The 19,311-nt window shown below is 71.8% G+C and carries 17 protein-coding genes; 13 read left to right on the forward strand and 4 right to left on the reverse strand.

Translation table 11 applies throughout. From position 1 onward, the window contains the following. The first annotated feature begins 27 nt into the window (after window positions 1-27). Complete coding sequence (locus DMB66_RS42700) at window positions 28-303, forward strand: GlsB/YeaQ/YmgE family stress response membrane protein (RefSeq protein WP_125809823.1); 276 nt, start codon at window positions 28-30, stop codon at window positions 301-303. Between the two features lie 253 nt (window positions 304-556). On the opposite strand, the gene DMB66_RS42705 is transcribed toward DMB66_RS42700, so the two are convergent. From DMB66_RS42705 to DMB66_RS42715, 3 genes are all read right to left on the reverse strand, one after another. Beyond that, the gene (locus tag DMB66_RS42705; RefSeq protein ID WP_125809824.1) at window positions 557-2,221 is read right to left on the reverse strand and encodes a PAS domain-containing protein; all 1,665 of its coding nucleotides are present in this window, start codon (window positions 2,219-2,221) and stop codon (window positions 557-559) included. 137 nt (window positions 2,222-2,358) lie between these two features. Beyond that, window positions 2,359-3,222, reverse strand: coding sequence for a hypothetical protein (locus DMB66_RS42710; protein ID WP_125809825.1), 864 nt, complete (start codon window positions 3,220-3,222; stop codon window positions 2,359-2,361). Between the two features lie 25 nt (window positions 3,223-3,247). Continuing rightward, window positions 3,248-4,036 (reverse strand): enoyl-CoA hydratase-related protein, encoded by a 789-nt coding sequence (locus tag DMB66_RS42715; protein WP_125809826.1) that lies wholly within the window; start codon window positions 4,034-4,036, stop codon window positions 3,248-3,250. 36 nt (window positions 4,037-4,072) lie between these two features. Here DMB66_RS42715 and hemW point away from each other — a divergent pair, with 36 nt between their 5' ends. Next, window positions 4,073-5,284, forward strand: coding sequence for a radical SAM family heme chaperone HemW (hemW, locus tag DMB66_RS42720; RefSeq protein WP_125809827.1), 1,212 nt, complete (start codon window positions 4,073-4,075; stop codon window positions 5,282-5,284). Between the two features lie 42 nt (window positions 5,285-5,326). On the opposite strand, the gene DMB66_RS42725 is transcribed toward hemW, so the two are convergent. Then, on the reverse strand, window positions 5,327-6,025 hold the full coding sequence (locus DMB66_RS42725; RefSeq protein ID WP_125809828.1) for a DUF4870 domain-containing protein: 699 nt from the start codon (window positions 6,023-6,025) through the stop codon (window positions 5,327-5,329). A gap of 181 nt (window positions 6,026-6,206) precedes the next feature. On the opposite strand from DMB66_RS42725, the gene hrcA reads away from it, so the two are divergent. The 11 genes from hrcA (at window position 6,207) to DMB66_RS64550 (ending at window position 18,531) form a co-directional block, all read left to right on the forward strand. After that, window positions 6,207-7,229, forward strand: coding sequence for a heat-inducible transcriptional repressor HrcA (gene hrcA / locus DMB66_RS42730; RefSeq protein WP_125809829.1), 1,023 nt, complete (start codon window positions 6,207-6,209; stop codon window positions 7,227-7,229). A 61-nt stretch (window positions 7,230-7,290) separates the two neighbouring features. After that, a complete protein-coding gene (gene dnaJ, locus DMB66_RS42735; protein WP_199752950.1) occupies window positions 7,291-8,439 on the forward strand; it encodes a molecular chaperone DnaJ in 1,149 nt (382 codons plus the stop codon). A 66-nt stretch (window positions 8,440-8,505) separates the two neighbouring features. After that, the gene (locus tag DMB66_RS42740; RefSeq protein ID WP_125809831.1) at window positions 8,506-9,240 is read left to right on the forward strand and encodes a 16S rRNA (uracil(1498)-N(3))-methyltransferase; all 735 of its coding nucleotides are present in this window, start codon (window positions 8,506-8,508) and stop codon (window positions 9,238-9,240) included. Window positions 9,241-9,287: 47 nt separating this feature from the next. Then, the gene (locus tag DMB66_RS42745; RefSeq protein WP_125809832.1) at window positions 9,288-10,352 is read left to right on the forward strand and encodes an iron chelate uptake ABC transporter family permease subunit; all 1,065 of its coding nucleotides are present in this window, start codon (window positions 9,288-9,290) and stop codon (window positions 10,350-10,352) included. After that, complete coding sequence (locus DMB66_RS42750; RefSeq protein ID WP_125809833.1) at window positions 10,349-11,392, forward strand: iron chelate uptake ABC transporter family permease subunit; 1,044 nt, start codon at window positions 10,349-10,351, stop codon at window positions 11,390-11,392. The genes DMB66_RS42745 and DMB66_RS42750 overlap by 4 nt, the downstream gene beginning before the upstream one ends. 13 nt (window positions 11,393-11,405) lie before the next feature. Further along, window positions 11,406-12,200, forward strand: a complete 795-nt coding sequence (locus tag DMB66_RS42755; protein ID WP_125809834.1) for an ABC transporter ATP-binding protein — start codon at window positions 11,406-11,408, stop codon at window positions 12,198-12,200. 37 nt (window positions 12,201-12,237) lie between these two features. Continuing rightward, window positions 12,238-12,450 (forward strand): MbtH family protein, encoded by a 213-nt coding sequence (locus tag DMB66_RS42760; RefSeq protein ID WP_125809835.1) that lies wholly within the window; start codon window positions 12,238-12,240, stop codon window positions 12,448-12,450. Continuing rightward, window positions 12,447-14,237 carry an ABC transporter ATP-binding protein gene (locus DMB66_RS42765; protein WP_199752948.1) on the forward strand — a complete coding sequence of 597 codons (1,791 nt, stop codon included), beginning with the start codon at window positions 12,447-12,449 and terminating at the stop codon, window positions 14,235-14,237. Before DMB66_RS42760 ends, DMB66_RS42765 begins: the two co-directional genes overlap by 4 nt. Beyond that, on the forward strand, window positions 14,234-15,985 hold the full coding sequence (locus tag DMB66_RS42770; protein ID WP_125809836.1) for an ABC transporter ATP-binding protein: 1,752 nt from the start codon (window positions 14,234-14,236) through the stop codon (window positions 15,983-15,985). Before DMB66_RS42765 ends, DMB66_RS42770 begins: the two co-directional genes overlap by 4 nt. 72 nt (window positions 15,986-16,057) lie before the next feature. Further along, on the forward strand, window positions 16,058-16,636 hold the full coding sequence (locus tag DMB66_RS42775; protein ID WP_125809837.1) for a hypothetical protein: 579 nt from the start codon (window positions 16,058-16,060) through the stop codon (window positions 16,634-16,636). Between the two features lie 173 nt (window positions 16,637-16,809). Continuing rightward, the gene (locus DMB66_RS64550) at window positions 16,810-18,531 is read left to right on the forward strand and encodes an HNH endonuclease signature motif containing protein (protein ID WP_125809838.1); all 1,722 of its coding nucleotides are present in this window, start codon (window positions 16,810-16,812) and stop codon (window positions 18,529-18,531) included. The last annotated feature ends 780 nt before the right edge of the window (window positions 18,532-19,311 follow it).

Here is a 19,311-nt window from a genome sequence, read left to right on the forward strand (position 1 = left end):
ATTGTTCTACCCCCGAGGAGACTCCCCATGACTGTCACCGGCATCATCACCGCGCTCATCGTCGGCCTGATCATCGGCGCCCTGGGCCGCCTGGTCGTACCCGGCAAGCAGAACATCCCGATCTGGCTGACCATGGTCATCGGTGTCGTGGCCGCCCTGCTCGGCACGGTCATCGCCCAGGCCTTCGGCGTGGCCTCGACCGGCGGCATCGACTGGATCGAGCTGCTGTTCCAGGTCCTGCTCGCCGCCGTGGGCGTGGCGCTGGTCGTCGGCATCGGCGGCCGTCGAGGCGTCACCCGCTGAACCGGGGTCGGCTAACGGCCGATCCGATCTGATCCACCGAAACGCCGGTCCTCAGGGACCGGCGTTTCTGCTTGTCAGCCGGGCGGTGGCGGAGGGTTTGCCGGCGCAGGCGGGTGGCGGGGAGGCTTGTCAGCCGGGCGGTTGGCGGAGGGCTTGTCGGCGCAGGCGGGTGGCGGGGAGGCTTGTCAGCCGGGCGGTGGCGGAAGGGGCCAGGTGGGTGGGCGCTCCCGTGAAACCAGCCCGACCGAGCGGCTCAGTATCGGAACTTGTGCTGGGCGCTCCGGCGGTTTACCCACGCCGGGAGTTCGTCCACGTGCTCCAGGTGTGGCACCTGCTCCACCGAATCCTGGGACTGTGGCACGTGGCGCATCGTCACCACATACCCCTGGACCAGTCTGTCCTCGCGCAGGTCGCGGTAGGTGGCCTCGACCATCACCTGGCTCTCGTCAGCCCGCTGCAGCGAGCAATAGACCACCCCGTCGCCCTCGTCGCGCAGGGCGCGGCGGATCTGGCTGCGGTCGTCCGGGTGGACCAGGTCGTGCAGGGTTGCGAACGGCGGGAGCTCCTTCGCGCCGATCAGTTCGTGCAGGGCCGGACTCGCGTACCGGATCTGCTGGTCGTCGTCGATGACCAGCATGATGTCCGCGGTGTTGCGGATCACCGCGCGCAGGTACAGGTCGCTGTCGCGGCGGCCGACCGCCTCCACCAGCGAGATCCGGTCCAGGGCCAGCGCCGCCTGGCCGGCCAGCACTTCCAGGGCGTCGCGGCTCGCCGTGAGCATGTCCTTGCGGCCCGCCAGCACCAGGGCGCCGCCGTTCGGGCGGGCCACCGCCAGCGGTTCCAGCCACAGTGGGCAGACCAGCGTGCCGTCGCCGGTGCCCGCGTCGTTCTTCTTGTCGTTTTTCACCTTGTCGTCCAGCCACCAGCTGCGGGGGCGCGGGCTCGTCGCCGCGGCCGGGAGGGCCTGCAGGGTGAGCTGGCGGTCGTCGGTGGCGAAGACGATGCGCTGCACGTCGTGCGGTGGCAGCAGTTGGGTCACCGCCGACCGCACAGCCTCGTCCACCGCCGCCTCGTCGGCCGCCGCGACCAGCGCCGCGCTGGCCTCGCGGAGCACCCGCTCGCGGGTGAGCGCCTGGCCGTTCTGGGCGACGGAGTCGGTGAGCCTGGTGCAGGCCAGTACGACCGTCAGCAGGCCCGCGGTCCCGATCACCACCCCGTCCTGGACGGGGCCCTGAGCCGCCTCGATGAGCAGCACCAGCGGGGGTGTGGCCACGGAGAGCCCGAGCAGCGTCGCCCAGCGGCCCTGCCACGGCATCGGGCGGGTCGGCATCGGGGCGGTCAGCCGGGCCATCGACGGGTGCAGGCCCGCCGCGCCCCAGGCCAGGTAGAGAACGACGAAGCCGGACTCGGCCCAGGCGCCCGGCGCCAGCGGGTAGGCGATGCTGCTCGCCAGCAGGCCCAGCGCGCCGACGCCCAGCAGCATCGCGGACCAGTTGAACCAGGCGGCCAGGATCAGCCGGACCGCCACTCCCACGAGCAGCAGGTCGCCGATCACGTCCGCGGCCGAGATCTTGCCGAGCTGGCCGTGCCCGCCGATGACGAAGACCCAGATCACCAGCAGCGCCGCGCAGCCGCACGCCACCAGGTCGATCAGCCGGGCCCGGTCGATCAGCAGCGCGCCGCCGCGGGTCAGCCGGATCAGCGCCAGCACCACGAGCGCGAACATCGCGACGTAGCAGATGTCCGCGGCCGACATGTTGTCGAGCGCGTAGAAGACATCCCCGACGGCCAATGCCGCGACGGAGGCGGCGAGCAGGAGCCAGGGTCCGATCCGGGCGGGCTTGTGCCGACATATTCCGACGATGATGGCGGCGACGCTGACGGCTCCCAGATGGATCCATTCGATGGCTTGGAGCACGACTAACTAGTACCAGCCTCGTCGCTGTCTGTCCATGTGAAGATATACGCAGCGCTATGACCAGGCAACATCGTGATCGTGACACCGAGACCCGTGAAAAAAACGTGAATGTGAAGGTCGGCGGGTGCCTCGATCGATCAGCTGAAGACCTCGGCGACCACGGTGCTGGTGCTCGCGCCCTGGGCGCCGGTTACCGGCTGCCACTTACCGTCGGGCGCGTTCCATTCCCGGTCGGCGAACCGGACCCGTTCCACCCCGGTGCTGCTGGCGTGCGAGACGAGCCAGTGTGCGTATCGCCAGCCGGCGTTGACGTCCTTGACCGCGACGGTCAGGCCGCCGGCCTGCGTCGCCTCGATGGTGGTGAGGCCCTTGCCCCAGTCGAGCCGCATGCCCTCGGCCAGCGCCGCGGCGGCGGTGGCGCCGCGCAGGGCGGGCTCGCCGCTGACCGTGCACTCGACCGCTCCGGTGGCCCGGCCGGTCAGCGCCTTGGCGAGCACCGCGGACTCGTCGGCCCACTTCTCGTACGCGTTCGGGTAGGCCGACCGCTGCACCTTCTGCGCCGCGTCGGTGACCCGCATCTTCTGCCAGCCCTTGACCTTCTTGAGGGCCGAATAGAACTTGCCCGCCGCATATCTCGGGTCCTGGATCTTTTCCGGCGTGCCCCAGCCCTGGCTGGGGCGCTGCTGGAAGAGCCCGACCGAGTCGCGGTCGCCGGTGTCGAGATTTTCCAGCTTGGACTCCTGGAACGCGGTCGCCAGCGCGATCACCACGGCCTGTTCGGGCATCTTGCGCCGCAGGCCGACCGCGGTGATCGTGGCGGCGTTCGCCATCTGGACCAGGTCGAGGGCGACCTCGCCGTCGGCCCGCACGATGCACTCGGGGCCGAGCTGCGGGAGCTGGATCTTGCCCTCGATGGAGTTGACGGCCACGACCACCCCGAGGGCGCCGAGGAGCGAGAGCAGAGCCGTCACCACCAAAATCGGCTTTTTCCCCACACACACTCCCTCCGTCAGGTGACAAGCGTAGTCAACGAGCGCCCGTCTGCTGTGCGACCGGCACCCAGGAGGCCGGGCGCTTCTCGCGGAACGCATCGACACCCTCGCTGCCCTCGGCCGACCGGAAGTAGCCGGCCGAGCGCTCCGACAGCTCGGCCAGGTCGGCCCGCACGGTTTCGGCCGGCCTGCGGCGCAGCAACTGCTTGGTGCCGGCCAGGGCCTGCGGACCACCCAGGACCAGAGACCTCGTGTACGCGGCGACGGCCGCGTCCAGCCCGTCCGCCTCGACGGCCGCCGTGACCAGCCCGATCTCGGCCGCGCGCGCCCCGTCGAACACGTCGCCGGTGAGGTAGAGCGCCGCCGCCGCCCGGGGCGCGAGCCGGGGCAGCACGGTGGCGCTTATCACTGCCGGGATCACGCCGAGCCGCACCTCCGAGAACGCGAACGTGGCCTCCCGGGCGCAGACCGCGATGTCGGCGGCCGCGATCAGGCCGAGCCCACCCGCGCGGGCCGGGCCGGCGATCCGGGCGAGCACCGGCTTCGGGAATTCCCAGATGGCGGCGAGCACGTCGGCCAGCAACTCGGCGGGGATCCGGCCGGACTGCCGGGCCTCGGCGGTCTCCTTCAGGTCGGCCCCGGAGCAGAAGACCGGCCCGGTGTGCGAGATCACCACCGCCCGGACGGCCGGGTCGGTGACGGCGGCGCCCAGCCCTTCCAGCAGCTCACGCATGAGCTGGGCGGAGAGCGCATTGCGGTTCGCCGGGCTGTCCAGTGTGATGGTGGTCACTCCGGCGGCGGTGGCGGTACGGACCAACTCCATGCCGGAACCCTAACGGGGTACGTGCACACTTGACGGATGCCTGGTCCCCTCCCCGACGGTGAGCCCGTGCCGAGTGACGGCTCGCTGCCCGACAGCGCCCTGCGCGACGTCGGCGGGCGCGGTTTCGGGGTCTACGTCCACGTGCCGTTCTGCGCGAGCCGCTGCGGATACTGCGACTTCAACACGTACACCGCCAGTGAGCTGGGCGGCGGTGCCAGCCGCGAGGGTTACGCGGACGCGGTCCTGGCCGAGCTGAAGCTGGCCGCCTCGGTCACCGGCGCGCGCGTCGACACCGTCTTCGTCGGCGGCGGCACGCCGACCCTGCTCGACCCCGGTGACCTGGGCCGGATCCTCGACGGCATCGACCAGACCTGGGGCCTGGCGGCCGGCGCCGAGATCACCACCGAGGCCAACCCGGAGTCGGTCGACCCGGCCTCGCTGCGGGCGCTGCGCCGGGCCGGCTACACCCGCATCTCGCTGGGCATGCAGTCCGCCGCCCCGGCCGTGCTGAGGATCCTGGACCGCAAGCACACCGCGGGCCGGGCGCCGCAGGCCGCGATCGAGGCGCGGGAGGCCGGCTTCGAGCACATCAACCTGGACCTGATCTACGGGACGCCGGGCGAGCGCCCCGAGGACTTCGCCGCCTCGCTGCGCACCGTGATCGACGCGGGAGTCGACCACGTCAGCGCGTACTCGCTGATCGTCGAGGACGGGACCCGGATGGCCGCCCGGATGCGCCGCGGCGAGCTGCCGTACCCGGAGGACGACGTCGCCGCCGACCGCTACCTGGCCGCGGAGCAGGCCCTCGGCGCGGCGGGTTTCTCCTGGTACGAGGTGTCGAACTGGGCGACGACGCCGGCGGCCCGCTGCCGGCACAACCTGCTGTACTGGACCGGCGGCGACTGGTGGGGCCTCGGGCCGGGCGCGCACAGCCACGTGGGCGGCGTGCGCTGGTGGAACGTCAAGCACCCCGCGGCGTACGCGAAAAGGGTCGAAGCGGGACTCTCTCCCGGCCTGGGCCGGGAGCTGCTCACCGACGCCGACCGGCACGTCGAGGACGTGATGTTGCGGGTCCGCCTGCGCGACGGCCTGCCGTTGACCGCGCTCGACGCGCCCGGGCTGACCGGCGCGGCCCAGGCCCTGGCCGACGGCCTGCTGGACCGGGCGGCCTACGAGGCCGGCCGGGTGGTCCTCACCCTGCGCGGCCGGCTGCTGGCCGACGCCGTGATCCGCGACCTGCTGCCGTGACGCGGTGGCGCCGGGCCGGAGCCCGGCGCCATCGAGGGAGCGCTACTTCACGATCGAGACCGTCATCGGGTAGTTGTACGGCTCGTTGTTGTTCGCCTTGACCCCGGCGATGATGCCGAAGATCGTGCCGATGGCCCACGCCGCCGGCCCGATGATGAAGCCGACCAGGGCGCAGGTGAGCACCCAGCCGACGAGCGCGATGATCGACCAGAGGATCTGGAAGTTCAGCGCCTTGACCGCCTCGGCCCGCACGACCGGCGACTGGTTGCCCTTGGCCAGCAGGGCTACGAGCGGCGCGATCCAGCCGGAGCAGCCGCCGCCGAGGAACGCGCCGGCCGCGCCACCGAAGTGGGCCACCAGGATCCAGGTCTTGTCGTCGCTGCCCGGCCCGTAGCTCGACGGCGGGTAGCCACCGGGCGGGTAACCACCCGGCTGCTGGCCGTAGGCGCCGGGAGCGCCGTACGGGGGGTCGTTGGGCGGCGGGCCGTAGCCGCCCGGGGCACCCGACGACGGCGGCGGGCCGTAACCACCGGCACCGGAGGTGGGCGGGGGAGCATAGCCCCCGGCGCCCGAGGTGGGCGGCGGCGAGCCGTAGGGCGGCGGCGAGCCGTAAGGCGGCGGCTGCGGGGAGCCGTACGGCGGGGGCGATCCGGCGGCCGGATCGTTACCCGACTGTGGGTTGAACGGTCTGGTGGGGTCCGAGGGGCTTCCCTCACCGGGAGGACGCGGCGGTTCAGTCATGCGCACACGGTAGGACCGCAGGTCGAACGTGGCGAGGGCAACACCCTGGTGACGTCGGAGAATAGACACTCGGCTAAGTGACACAGGCCCTGTCGGCTGATCATCGCGCGGCGGGCGCCGGCGACGTAGACTGGCACTCGACTTTGAGGAGTGCCAAGAGCGCCAAGGGGGAGGAGCCGACGTGAGTCTTGACGACCGCAAGCTCGAAGTGCTCCGCGCCATAGTCGAGGACTACGTGGCGACCCAGGAGCCGGTGGGCAGCAAATCCCTGGTCGAGCGCCACCAGTTGGGCGTCTCCCCGGCCACGGTCCGCAACGACATGGCGGTGCTGGAGGAGGAGGGCTACATCCGGCAGCCGCACACCAGCGCCGGCCGGGTCCCGACCGACGCCGGCTACCGGCTCTTCGTCGACCGCCTCTCCCGGGTCAAGCCGCTGAGCCCGGCCGAGCGCCGCGCCATCGAGCGCTTCCTGGTCGGCGCGGTCGACCTCGACGACGTCGTGCACCGCACGGTGCGGCTGCTCGCCCAGCTGACCCGGCAGGTCGCCGTCGTGCAATATCCGAGCCTCGCCCGCTCCTCGGTGCGCCACCTCGAGTTGGTGCCGATCTCCACCACCCGGCTCATGCTGGTGATGATCGCCGACACCGGCCGGGTCGAGCAGCGCCTGGTGGAGCTGCCGGGGCCGACGGCCAGCGACGACGTGCTCGACATGCGTCGCAAGATCAACTCTAAGCTCACCGGCGAGAAGCTCGCCGACACCCCGCCGCTGGTGCAGGTTCTGGTCGACGAGTGCGCCCCGGAGAAGCGCACGACGATGGCCTGCGTCGCCTCGGTGCTGCTCGAGACACTGGTCGAGCGCAGTGAGGAACGCCTCGCCCTGGCGGGTACGGCAAACCTGACCCGCGGCGGCGTGCTGGACTTCCAGGGCACGCTGCGGCCGGTCCTCGAAGCGCTGGAGGAGGAGGTCATCCTTCTCAAGCTCATCGGTGAGGTGGAACCGAGCACCACCCGGGTCCGCATCGGCGACGAGAACGAGATCGACAACCTGCGGGCGGCATCCGTGGTCAGCACGGGTTACGGACCAGGCACGACGATCGTTGGTGGGCTCGGCGTGCTGGGGCCGACCCGGATGGACTACCCCGGCACGATCGCGACTGTGCGTGCCGTGGCACGCTACGTTGGCGATCTGCTGGCACAAAACTGACGCAACCGCGACGAAGGTCTCCAGCGCGCAGCGCGGGGCAGACATGAGGACTCGAAACCCTGTGGCCAAGGACTACTACGGAATTCTCGGCATCAGCCGCGAAGCCACCGACGACGAGATCAAGCGCGCCTATCGCAAGCTGGCCCGTCAATACCACCCGGACGTCAATCCCGACCCCGAGGCGCACGAGAAGTTCAAGGACATCAACGCCGCGTACGAGGTCCTCTCGGACGACCAGAAGCGGCAGATCGTCGACCTCGGTGGCGATCCGCTGGCGCCGGGCGGCGGCGGTGCGGGCGGCCCGGGCGGTCCCGGCGGCGCCGGCCCGTTCGTGGGCTTCCAGGACATCATGGACGCGTTCTTCGGCACGGCGGCTGGTGGCGGCGGCTCCCGCGGGCCCCGTCCCCGCACCCGGCCCGGCGCCGACGCGATCCTGCGCCTGGAGCTCGACCTGGTGGAGACCGCCTTCGGCGTCGAAGCCCCGATCACGGTCGACACCGCGGTGCTGTGCACCCAGTGCTCCGGCGCGGGCACCGCACCCGGCACCCACCTGGCCACCTGTGAGACCTGCGGCGGCCGCGGCGAGGTCCAGTCGGTGCAGCGCACGTTCCTCGGCCAGGTCGTCTCGTCCCGCCCGTGCCAGGCCTGCCAGGGCCACGGCACGGTCATCCCGCAGCCCTGCCCGACCTGCGCCGGCGACGGCCGGATCCGCACCCGCCGCTCGCTGACCGTGAAGATCCCGGCCGGCGTCGAGGACGGCATGCGCATCCGCCTGGCCCAGCAGGGCGAGGTGGGCCCGGGCGGCGGCACGGCCGGCGACCTGTACGTGGAGATCCACGAACGCCCCCACGACGTCTACTCGCGCAAGGGCGATGACCTGCACTGCCGGGTCACCCTGCCGATGACGGCGGCGGCGCTCGGCACCCGGCTGACCATCAAGACGCTGGACAGCGAGGAGAACATCGAGGTCAAGCCGGGCACCCAGCCGGCCTCGACGCTGCGCATCCGCGGCAAGGGCGTGCCACACCTGCGCGGCCAGGGCCGGGGCGAGCTGTTCGTGCACCTGGACGTGAAGACGCCGACGAAGCTGACGGCCGACCAGGAGCGGATGCTGCGCGACTTCGCCAAGACCCGCGGCGAGGACATCGCGGAGCTGAGCAAGCAGGGTGGATTCTTCTCCCGCATGCGAGACGCCTTCAACGGCCACTAGGGCGCCGGCGGGGATTGGGCGGGTTCTTTGATCAGGAACGGCGTGGTTGTTGGGTAGCCTCGCCTGGTGTCTGCGCCTCTTTTCTTGGTTGACGACCTGCCCAGTGGCAGGCGGTTCACGCTCGCCGGTGCGGAGGGGCATCATGCCGCCACCGTGCAGCGGCTCAAGGTCGGTGAGGATCTGTTGCTCTCCGACGGGCGGGGCGGGACCGCGGTCGCCGAGGTGACCGGGGTCGGCCGGGGCAGTGTCGACGTGAACGTGCTCGGGCGGGAGTTCGCCGAGGTGCCGGATCCCCGGCTTGTCGTGGTGCAGGGGATCGCCAAGGGCGACCGGGGCGAGCTCGCCGTCCAGGCCATGACCGAGATCGGGGTCGACGAGATCGTGCCCTGGGCCGCCTCCCGTTCCGTGGCCCAGTGGCGCGGCGACCGCGGCGTACGCGCCCGGGAGAAGTGGGTGAGCACCGCGCGGGAGGCCGCCAAGCAGGCCCGTCGTTCGTGGCTTCCGGTCGTCGCCGGCAATCCCGACGTCTCCACCAAGAAGGTCGGCGGTCTGCTCTCCGGGGCCGCGGCCGCGTTCGTGCTGCACGAGGAGGCCACCGACCGGCTCAGCCAAGCCAAGCTGCCCGGTAGCGGGGACATCGTGCTGGTCGTCGGGCCCGAGGGCGGGATCAGCGACCAGGAGCTCGGCTCCTTCGTCGCGGCCGGGGCGCAGCCGGTGCGGCTCGGCGACTCCGTGCTGCGGACGTCCACCGCCGGGATGGCCGCCCTCGCCGTGCTCTCCGCGCGGCTGGAGCGCTGGTAACGCGGCTGATAGTGACGGCGTAGGAAGGTTAGCCTAAGCTTCGCCGCATGGTGCTGACGCGGACCCGAGCCCCCTCGCCGGTGCGCGCCTCGGCGCCGGGCGCCGGCGTCGCCGTCTCGCAGGCCCGCCGCAGCGTCGGCCTGCTGATCTGCCTCGGCGTGCTCGCGCTGGTCTGTCTGCTCAGCATCGCGCTCGGCACCCGGACCATCTCGCCGGGCACCGTGTGGGACGCGTTCTTCCACTTCACCAACACCGACGACCAGTCGATCGTGCGGGACCTGCGGGTGCCGCGCACCGTGCTCGGGCTGCTGGCCGGGGTCGCCTTCGGACTGTCCGGCGCGGTCATCCAGGCCGTCACCCGCAACCCGCTCGCCGACACCCAGATCCTGGGCATCAACGCCGGCGCCGGGCTGTTCGTGGTCTTCGCGGTCGGCGTGCTCGGCCTGGCCAGCCTGTCGCAGTACATGTGGTTCGGCTTCGCCGGCGTCGCGTTCGCCCTCACCCTGGTCTATCTGCTCGGCTCGACCGGGCGCGGCGGTGCCACCCCGATCCGGCTGACCCTCGCCGGCGTCGCGCTCGGCGCCGTCATGGACGGCATCTCCGGCGGCATCCGGCTGGTCCGGCCGCGCGCCTTCGACTACCTGCGGTTCTGGGACGTGGGTTCGCTGGCCGGGCGGCCCCTGGAGGTGGCGACCACGATCCTGCCGTTCGTGCTCGCCGGGACGGTGCTCGCGCTGGTCGTGGCGCGGTCGCTGAACGCCGTGGCGCTCGGCGACGATCTCGCCCGTACCCTCGGCGCCCGGATCGGTCGCACCCGGGTCCTGGCCACCGTCTCGGTGATGTTGCTGGCCGGCGCGGCGACCGCCGCGGTCGGGCCGATCGGGTTCGTCGGCCTGATGGTGCCGCACGTCGTGCGCTGGATCGTCGGCCCGGACCAGCGCTGGATCTTCGTCTACACCGTGGTGTGCGGTCCGGTCCTGCTGCTGCTCGCCGACATCGTCGGCCGGCTCGTGGTGCGGCCGGGTGAGTTGCGGGTCGGCGTGGTCACCGCCTTCATCGGGGCTCCCGTGCTGATCTGGTGGGTCCGCCGCGCCCGGGTGAGCGGCCTGTGAGCGTCGACTTCGGCCGCCGGGTCCTGGTGGTCCGTCCGCATCGGAACGTGTCCGCGCGGCTGTCGGCCCGCCCGGCGCTGGTCTGCGTCGTGCTCGTGCTGGCCACGCTCGCCGTCGGGGTGCTGACCCTGGGCACCGGCGAGTTCACCCTCACCCCGGCCGAGGTGCTGCGGGCGCTGGCCGGGGAGGGCACCCGGGCCGCCCGGCTGGTGGTCGTCGAGTGGCGGCTGCCGCGGGTGCTGCTCGCCCTGATCATCGGCGCCGCGCTGGGGCTGGCCGGTGCCCTCTTCCAGGCGCTGACCCGCAACCCGCTGGGCAGCCCGGATGTGATCGGTTTCAGCACGGGCGCCTACACCGGTGTGCTGATCGTGACCGTGTTCGTCGGCAACGGCTACTACCTGGTCGCGGCCGGGGCGCTGGCGGGCGGGATGGCCACCGCGGTCGCCGTCTACCTGCTCGCCTTCAAGCGGGGCGTGCAGGGTTTCCGGCTGATCATCGTCGGCATCGCGATCAGTGCCATGCTGGCCTCGGTCAACCAGTGGTTCATCATCAAGGTCGACCTGCAGGCGGCCTTCGCCGCCATGCTCTGGGGGCAGGGCAGTCTCAACGGCCTCGGCTGGGCGCAGGTCACCCCGGTGGCGGTCACCGTGAGCGTGCTCTGCCTGCTCCTGATCGGGTACGGCCCCCGCCTGTCACTGCTGGAGATGGGCGAGGACGCGGCGGCGGCTCTGGGCGTACGGGTGGAACCGACCCGGCTCGCGTACCTGATCATCGGGGTTGCCCTCACCGCGATCGCGACAGCGGTCGCCGGTCCGATCTCCTTCGTCGCGCTGGCCGCACCGCAGCTCGCCCAGCGTCTTACCCGCACGCCCGGCATCGCGCTGATCCCGTCGGCCGCGATGGGCGCGTTCCTGCTCATGATCAGCGACTTTCTCGCCCAGCGGGCGTTCGCGCCGACCCAGCTGCCGGTCGGGATCGTGACCGTGTCGGTGGGCGGCATCTACTTCGTCTGGCTGTTGGTCCGCCAGGCGCGACGTTGAGCAGGGGAGTCCGATGAGCCTGGCCGCCCGTGACATCACCATCGGGTACGACAAGAAGACGATCAGCGAGCACCTCGACCTGGTGGTGCCCGAGAGCCGGTTCACCGCGATCATCGGCCCCAACGCCTGCGGCAAGTCGACCCTGCTGCGCGCGCTGTCCCGGCTGCTCAAGCCCAGCGCCGGCGAGGTGCTGCTGGACGGGCGGGACATCCACTCGCGGCCAGCCAAGGAGGTCGCCCGCCGGCTCGGGCTGCTGCCGCAGTCGTCGATCGCGCCGGACGGGATCACGGTGGCGGAACTGGTCGCCCGCGGCCGGTTCCCGCATCAGAAGCTCATCCGCCAGTGGTCGGTCGAGGACGAGGCGGCCGTGGTCGCGGCCATGGCCGCCACCGGTGTGACGGATCTCTCCGGTGAGCTGGTCGACACGCTCTCCGGCGGGCAGCGGCAGCGGGTCTGGGTGGCCATGGTGCTGGCCCAGGAGACGCCGATCGTGCTGCTGGACGAGCCGACCACGTTCCTCGACATCGCACACCAGATCGAGCTGCTGGAGCTGTGCGTGCGGCTCAACCGGGAACAGGGCACGACGATGGTCGCGGTGCTGCACGACCTCAACCAGGCCGCCCGGTACGCCGATCACCTGGTGGTGATGAAGGCGGGTGCGATCGTGGCGCAGGGCGATCCGCGCGAGGTCATGACGGCCGAACTGGTCGCGGACGTCTTCGCGCTGGGCTGCCGGATCATCGACGACCCGGAGACGCACACCCCGCTGGTCATCCCGCGCTCCGCCGTGGGTCAGCGCGTAGGTTAGGCTGTCCTTACTTTTGGCAGATCTGTGGGGAGACCGCGTGTCCAGCAACCCGTTCGACGACGAGAACGGCACCTTCCACGTCCTCGTGAACGACGAGGAGCAGCACTCGCTCTGGCCGTCCTTCAAGGAGGTCCCGGCGGGCTGGCGCAGCGTGTTCGGGCCGGCGCCGCGGCAGCAGGCCATCGACTACGTGGACGCCAACTGGACCGACCTGCGTCCGAGGTCGCTGCGCGACAGCATGGCCCCGTGAGCAAGTCCGGCGCTCGGATTCTGCTCCGCACCGCCACGCGCAACGCCAAGCGGCTGTGGACCGGCACCGCGCTGATCGCGGTGCACCAGGTCTGCGAGACGTTCGTGCCGATCCTGATCGGCGTCGTCATCGACCGCGCGGTCACCCCCGGCGACCTGGGCCAGCTGCTGCTCTGGGTGGGCGTGCTGGCCGTGCAGTTCACGCTGCTGACCACGGCGTACCGGTTCGGCGCGCGGCAGCTCATGAAGGCCATCGCCGAGGAGGGACACCAGCTGCGCCTCGAGGTGTCGGCGAAGATCCTGCACCCGCGCGGCGCGCGTACCGACCTGCGGGCCGGTGATCTGCTGACGGTGTCCACCAGCGATGCCGACAACACCTCCTACCTGCTGGACTACATCCCGCGGATCGCCGGTGCGATCGTCGCCACGGTCATCAGTGCGGTGGCGCTGCTGCTGATCTCCGTACCCCTGGGCCTGGTGGTGTTGATCGCCACCCCGCTGGTGCTGGTGCTGCTGCAGGTCAGCTCGCCGCTGATCACCAAGCGGGTCGCCGACCAGCAGGAACAGGCCGGCCGGGCCACCTCGCTCGCCACCGACCTGGTCACCGGCCTGCGGCCGCTGCGCGGCATCGGCGCGCAGGACGCCGCCGCCGGGAACTACCGCGTGGTCAGCCGCCGCTCGCTGGCGGCCACCCTGCGCGCGTCGCGCACCCAGGGCGGCTACCTGGCCGCCTCCACCGTGCTGAGCACCCTGCTGGCCTGCGGCATCGCGATCATGGCCGGCTGGTTCGCGCTGACCGGCCGGATCACCGTCGGGCAGTTCATCACCGTGATCGGGCTGGCCCAGTTCCTCATCGAGCCGTTCGGCACCCTCGCCGTGGTGCCGAGCTGGATCGCCGAGGCACGGGCGTCCGCGGACCGGGTCGCCCTGGTCACCGACGCCGGGCTGGTGCTGCCCGAGGGCATCGAGCGGCCCGCCGAACACCCGTGCGACCTGCGTCTGTCCGGCGTCCGGCACGGCCCGCTCGACGGCCTCGACCTGCACGTGCGGCCCGGCGAGTTCGTCGGCGTGGTCGCCCGCCGCCCGGGCGACGCCGAGGCGCTGGTGAAGCTGCTGAGCATCCCCGCCGACTACCAGGGCAGCGTGCTGCTCGGCGGCTCGCCGCTGGAGCAGGTGGACCGCGCGCACGCGCGCCGGCTGCTGCTGGTCGAGCCGCACCACACCGACCTGTTCACCGGCACGATCGCCGCCAACGTCGCCGTGCACGGTGCTGTCGGGCATGGTTCTGATGGTCTTGTCGGGCATGGTTCTGATGGTCTTGTCGGGCAGGGCTCCGACGGTCTTGTCGGGCACGGTTCCGACGGTCTTGTCGGGCACGGTGGGATCCCGGCCGACGTGCTCAGCGCCGCAGCCGCCGACGAGGTGCTCGCCAGCCAGCCCGACGGGCTCGCCGCGCTCGTCGCCGAGCGTGGCGCCAGCCTCTCCGGCGGTCAGCGCCAGCGGATCGCCCTGGCCCGTGCGCTGCTCGCCAGGCCGCCCGTGCTGGTGCTGCACGACCCGACCACCGCCGTCGACGCGGTCACCGAACACGCCATCGCGCAGGGCATCCGCGCGCTGCGGCACGGCCCGGAGGCCGGCTTCGCCACCGTCGTGATCACGAGCAGTCCCGCCCTGCTGGCCGCCACCGACCGGATCGTCGTGCTCGGCGACGGCGTGGTCACGGCCGAGGGGGCGCACGAGACGCTGGGCGCCAGCGACGAGACCTACCGACAGTTGGTGCTGCGTTGACGACGGAGATCCTGCCCATCGCCACTGCGAAGCAGACCCGCGGCTGGCTGTGGGCCGAGCTGCGCGGCCGCCGGGCCGAGACCGCCGGGACGCTGCTGGTCGGCGTGCTCGCGGCCGCGGCCTCGATCGTTCCCGTGTACGCCCTCGGCATGCTGGTCGACCGGGTCCGCGCGGGCGCCGGCACGAGTGCGATCGTGTCGATCTCCGTGGTCATCATCGCCGCCGCGCTGATCGGCGGGGGCGCTATCGGGCTGTCCTCGTACCTGGTCGGCCGGCTCGGCGCCCGGATGCTCGCCGACCTGCGGGAGAGCACCGTCGCGACCGCGTTGCGGCTGCCGGCGCTGGTGCTGGACCGGGCCGGGCGCGGTGACCTGCTGTCCCGGGTCGGCGCGGACATCGCCGCGATCGGCAAGGCCGTGTCCGACGTGCTGCCGAACATGATCTCGGCACTGCTGCTGGGCGTGCTGAGCCTGGTGGCGATGGCCGGCATCGACTGGCGGCTCGGGCTGGCCGGCGCCGTGGCCGTGCCGTTCTACGTGGTCGCGCTGCGCTGGTATCTGCCCCGCTCGGCACCCCGGTACGCCGCCGAGCGCAAGGCTGTCGCCGAGCGCACGCAACTGCTCGTGGAGAGCATGCAGGGGCTGCGGACCGTGCACGCGTACCGGCTGGAGCAGCGGCACCTCGCGGACATCGACGCGGCGTCGGCCAAGGCGCGCGACATCGACGTCGGCGTCTTCACGCTCTTCACCCGCTTCGTCGGCCGGGTCAACCGGGCCGAGTTCTTCGGGCTGGCGGCCCTGCTGGTGGTCGGCTTCTGGCTGGTCCGCGACGGCTCGGTGAGCGTCGGACAGGCCTCCGCCGCCGCGCTGCTGTTCCACCGGCTGTTCAACCCGGTGTCGACGCTGCTGTTCACTTTCGACGAGATCCAGGCCGCCGGCGCGAGCCTCGCCCGGTTGGTCGGGGTCGAGACGATGCCCGTGGAGCAGCGCGGCGCGGGCCGGCCACCGGCGGATGCGGCGCTGACCCTGGACGACGTCAGCTTCAGCTACGACGGCCGCACGCCGGTGCTCCGCGGGGTCAGCCTGCGGCTGGCGCCGGGGGAACGGGTGGCGCTGGTCGGCTCCACCGGGGCGGGCAAGACCACGGTGGCCTCCATCGCCGCCGGGGTGCTGCGTGCCGACGGGGGCGAGGCGCGGGTCGGTGGCGTACCCGTACCGGAACTGCCGCGCGACACCGTGGCGATCGTCAGCCAGGAGACGCACGTCTTCGCCGGGCCGTTGATCGAGGACCTGCGCCTGGCCCGCCCCGGCGCGAGCGTCGACGAGGTCTCGGCCGCGCTGGAAACCGTGGGTGCGCTGCGGTGGGCGCGGGCGCTGCCCGAGGGCCTGGACACGCTCGTCGGTGACGGCAGCCACGAACTGACCGCCGCGCAGGCACAGCAGCTGGCACTGGCCCGGCTGGTGCTGCTGGACCCGGCGGTCGCCGTGCTGGACGAGGCCACCGCCGAAGCCGGCAGCGCGGGCGCCCGAGAGCTGGAGGAGGCCGCCGCGGCGGCGACGCGGGGCCGGACGGTGCTGATCGTGGCGCACCGGCTGACCCAGGCGGCGTCGGCCGACCGGATCATCGTGCTGGAGCACGGCGAGATCGTCGAGTCCGGGCCGCACGCGGAACTGGTGGCGGCGCGGGGCCGCTACGCGCAGCTCTGGTCGGCCTGGGAGACCCGAAGCTCGGCGCCGGCGCAGCCGTAGGGCGGGTATCCGTACCGGGGGAGTGGAGACAGCCCGGTAGGCCGGGCGGGAGATCCGGACGAGCCTGGACGGGTGACCACTTCACTCGAAACCCGTCCGCGGCCCCGTCTCGGCCGGAGCCTGCTCTATTGTGCAGCTCTGCTTCCCTTGACAGCCGCGTCGTTGTTTGCTGTGCCGGTCGGCCGGGCTCGTGTTGCCGCCGGGTGGTGGCTGCGGTTGCGTGCCCGGTTGCTCGGGGCGGCGGAAGCTCCTGGGCGGCCTGGCGCCTTTGCGGTTGGCGGGCGGCCGGGCGTCTTCGTGGTCGCCGGCCACGCGGTATTGAGCCTGGTGCTTGGCGCTGTCGCGCTGATTCCGTTCGGAGTGCTGCTGGCGTTCGTGTTCCGCGGGGTGTTCTACGGCCTGGTGGACCACGGGCCCTACGACAACTCATGGGGCGGGCCGAGCCGCGCAGGTGCCTGGCTCGCGCACTTCCTCATCGGTTTACCGATGGCCGTGGCGGCGTTGCTGCTCCTGGCCGGGATCGCCGCCCTGCACGCCAGGCTGACCACGATGCTCACCGGGCGTCGGCCCGCGCCGTGGGTGCTCGCGGTGGCGCTGGTGCTGCCCGTACCGGCGGTTGCGCTCTTCATCGCCTGGCTACATCAGATTTAGGACGCCGGCGCCGGGCTTTGCTTCTTCGACGTCCCGCTTCGCCCCTGGTACGGCAGCCGTCGCAGTGGGTCCGGGTGGGCGTGTCCGGCGGGTGGCGTCGCGTACCGAGGAGGCCGGGGCTGGGTTATCCACAGGGCACCCGTTCTGTCGTACGTTTGTTCTAGGTTGGTCGGGTGTTGGAGTTGGTGTGCGAGACCCGCCGGGCGGCTGCCGCGTGTGCCGCGGCTCCTGCCTGGGCGGTTCCCGATCGGGATCTGGTCGAGTGTCTGCGGCAGGCCTGGGCCGTGGTGCAGCAGCTCACCGCGGTGACCGCGCATCTGATCTCGCAGGCGCAGTCGCGGGGTGTGCCGCGGGCGTGCGCGGCGACCAGCACCGTGGTGTGGCTACGCCAGCAGTTGCGGGTCAGTCCTCAGACGGCGGCGCGGCTGGTCGCCCTGGCCGATGCCCTGCGAGCGCGGCCGGTGCTCGACACCGCGGTCTGCGCGGGCGTGGTGTCGGCTGAGCAGGCCGCGATGATCGCGGCGACGCTCGCGGATCTACCGGGCGATCTGGGGTGGGAGGTCACTGACGAGGCTGAGAGCGTGTTGGTGGATCAGGCCGGCGTGTTCGACCCGGTGACCTTGGGCAAACTCGGTGCGCGGATCTTGGAGCATGTCGCTCCCGAGGTCGCCGAGCAGCGGGAGGCTGAGCTTTTGGCCCTGCAGGAGGCCCGAGCCCACGACAAGCGGGCGTTCACCCTCAGCCCACTCGGTAACGGTCAGGTCCGGCTGACCGGTTGCCTCGACGCTACCGGCGCTGCCACCGTCAACGCCGCTCTCGACCCGCTCTGCCACCCCCGGCGTGACCCGGCGGAGGCCCGCACACCGGCGCAGCGTCGCGCTGACGCGCTGGTGGATGTGTGTACTGGTGCGTTACGGGACGGGACGGATCTGCCGGGACACGGCGGCGACCCGGCCCAGGTCGTCGTCACCATCCCGCTCGCCACATTGACCGGGCAGCCCTCGCCAGCCGGGCAGCCCTCAGCCGAGCAGTCCAGGGCGGCCGAGCAGTCCTCAGCCGGACAGTCCAGGGCGGCCGAGCAGTCCTCAGCCGAGCAGTCCAGGGCGGCCGAGCAGTCCTCAGCCGAGCAGTCCAGGGCGACCGGGCAGTCCAGGGCGACCGGGCAACCCCAGCCAGCCGGACAACCTTGGCCAGCCGGGCAACCCCAGCCAGTCGAGCAACCCCAGCCAGTCGAACGGCGCGGGGCGGCGCGCGGACTCCGGGCCGGCGGTCCACCAACGATCACCGAACCGGCCCGTCCCGCCACCAGTGGCGGCGGTCAGACCCGCGACTGGACTCGCCAAACGAACGCCGGTACCGGCACCGGCCCGCACGCCCACACCGGCACCGGCACCGGCACCGGCCCGCACGCCCACGCCCACGCCCACGCCTGCACCGGCGCAGGCCCGCACGCCGGCACCGGTGGCGGGGTGGGGCGACTGGACACCGGCGCCCCGATCAGCGCCGCCGAAGCCCGACGCCTGGCCTGCGACGCGCACATCGTGCCCGCCGTGCTCGGCGGCGACAGCCAAGTCCTCGACCTCGGCCGGGCACGACGACTGTTCACCGGCCCCCTACGCCGGGCCCTGATCCTCCGCGACGGCGGCTGCACCTTCCCAACGTGCGACCGACCCGCGCGCTGGACAGAGGGACACCACCTGATCCCCTGGGCCGACGGCGGCACCACCAACCTGGCCAACGCCTGCCTCGTCTGCCGCCGACACCACCGCCTGCTGCACAACAACAGCGGCTGGCAGGCCCGTCTCGGCCCCGACGGACACCCCGAGTTCCTCCCACCAGCCACCCTCGACCCCGAACGCCGCCCCCAGCGGAACACTTTCCACCGCCGCCAATAGGACCCACGCATGGCACCGAGTCGCTCCCGGAGCATCCCGGGCACCGCTTCACGGCCCGAGGCGGTAGCAACGCACACCGCCCCGACGATCCGCGCCGCCGACAATCACAACGACGGTCGCTCCCGCGATCCCTACGAATCACGCCGCCCACAACCACAACGACGGCCGCTGTTGCCATCCCAGCGATCCGCACCGCCTACAACCACTGCTAGCGGACGCTGAAAAATGGCTCTGGCACGGTCTCGGTGATCGTGACTGGTCGATGTCAGTCGGCGAGGAGGATGCGGCGGCGTAGGAGGTCGGGGTTGGCCCGGCCGTACATTTGTCGTTTGGTGTGTCCTGAACGTTGAGGAGGTTCGGTAGGTCGAGTTTCCGAGGCGATGCTGCACGGATGATGAAGGTTTGGCCCTTCGGAGTCGCCCGGCGGCGGGAGGCTCCAAACCACCTCATGCTGCGTTGGCTGAAGACCGTCGTGGTGAGCGATGAGGAAAAGGCGCCCGAGAGGCGTCAGGTGGGGACCAGGAAGACGAACGCGAGTGAATCGTTGCTGACGTGTCGAAACAGATACAGACGACATCGAAACCGGGGTGTCAAATGGATCCCGGGACAAGCCTGGAAGGTGGGCCGTCTTCTGGCCAGGTGGTGTCCGGCATGTAGACGACGTGAGCCTGGTCTGCGGCTTCCGTGTGGAACAGGAGAAGGCGTGTCCGGATACGCCCGGCTCGTTCGGGTTGGGGTGAGGGAGCGTCCCAAGCGGCGACACCGTGAGGGATTGAGTAC

The organism is Actinoplanes sp. ATCC 53533 (assembly GCF_003947245.1).

What these genes read in the sequence shown, in the direction of transcription:
- DMB66_RS42700 (WP_125809823.1), top strand. Translation starts at nt 28, where the DNA reads ATGACTGTCACCGGCATCATCACCGCGCTCATCGTCGGCCTGATCATC.
- DMB66_RS42715 (WP_125809826.1), bottom strand. Translation starts at nt 4,036, where the DNA reads ATGGAGTTGGTCCGTACCGCCACCGCCGCCGGAGTGACCACCATCACA.
- hemW (WP_125809827.1), top strand. Translation starts at nt 4,073, where the DNA reads ATGCCTGGTCCCCTCCCCGACGGTGAGCCCGTGCCGAGTGACGGCTCG.
- DMB66_RS42725 (WP_125809828.1), bottom strand. Translation starts at nt 6,025, where the DNA reads ATGACTGAACCGCCGCGTCCTCCCGGTGAGGGAAGCCCCTCGGACCCC.
- DMB66_RS42745 (WP_125809832.1), top strand. Translation starts at nt 9,288, where the DNA reads ATGGTGCTGACGCGGACCCGAGCCCCCTCGCCGGTGCGCGCCTCGGCG.
- DMB66_RS42755 (WP_125809834.1), top strand. Translation starts at nt 11,406, where the DNA reads ATGAGCCTGGCCGCCCGTGACATCACCATCGGGTACGACAAGAAGACG.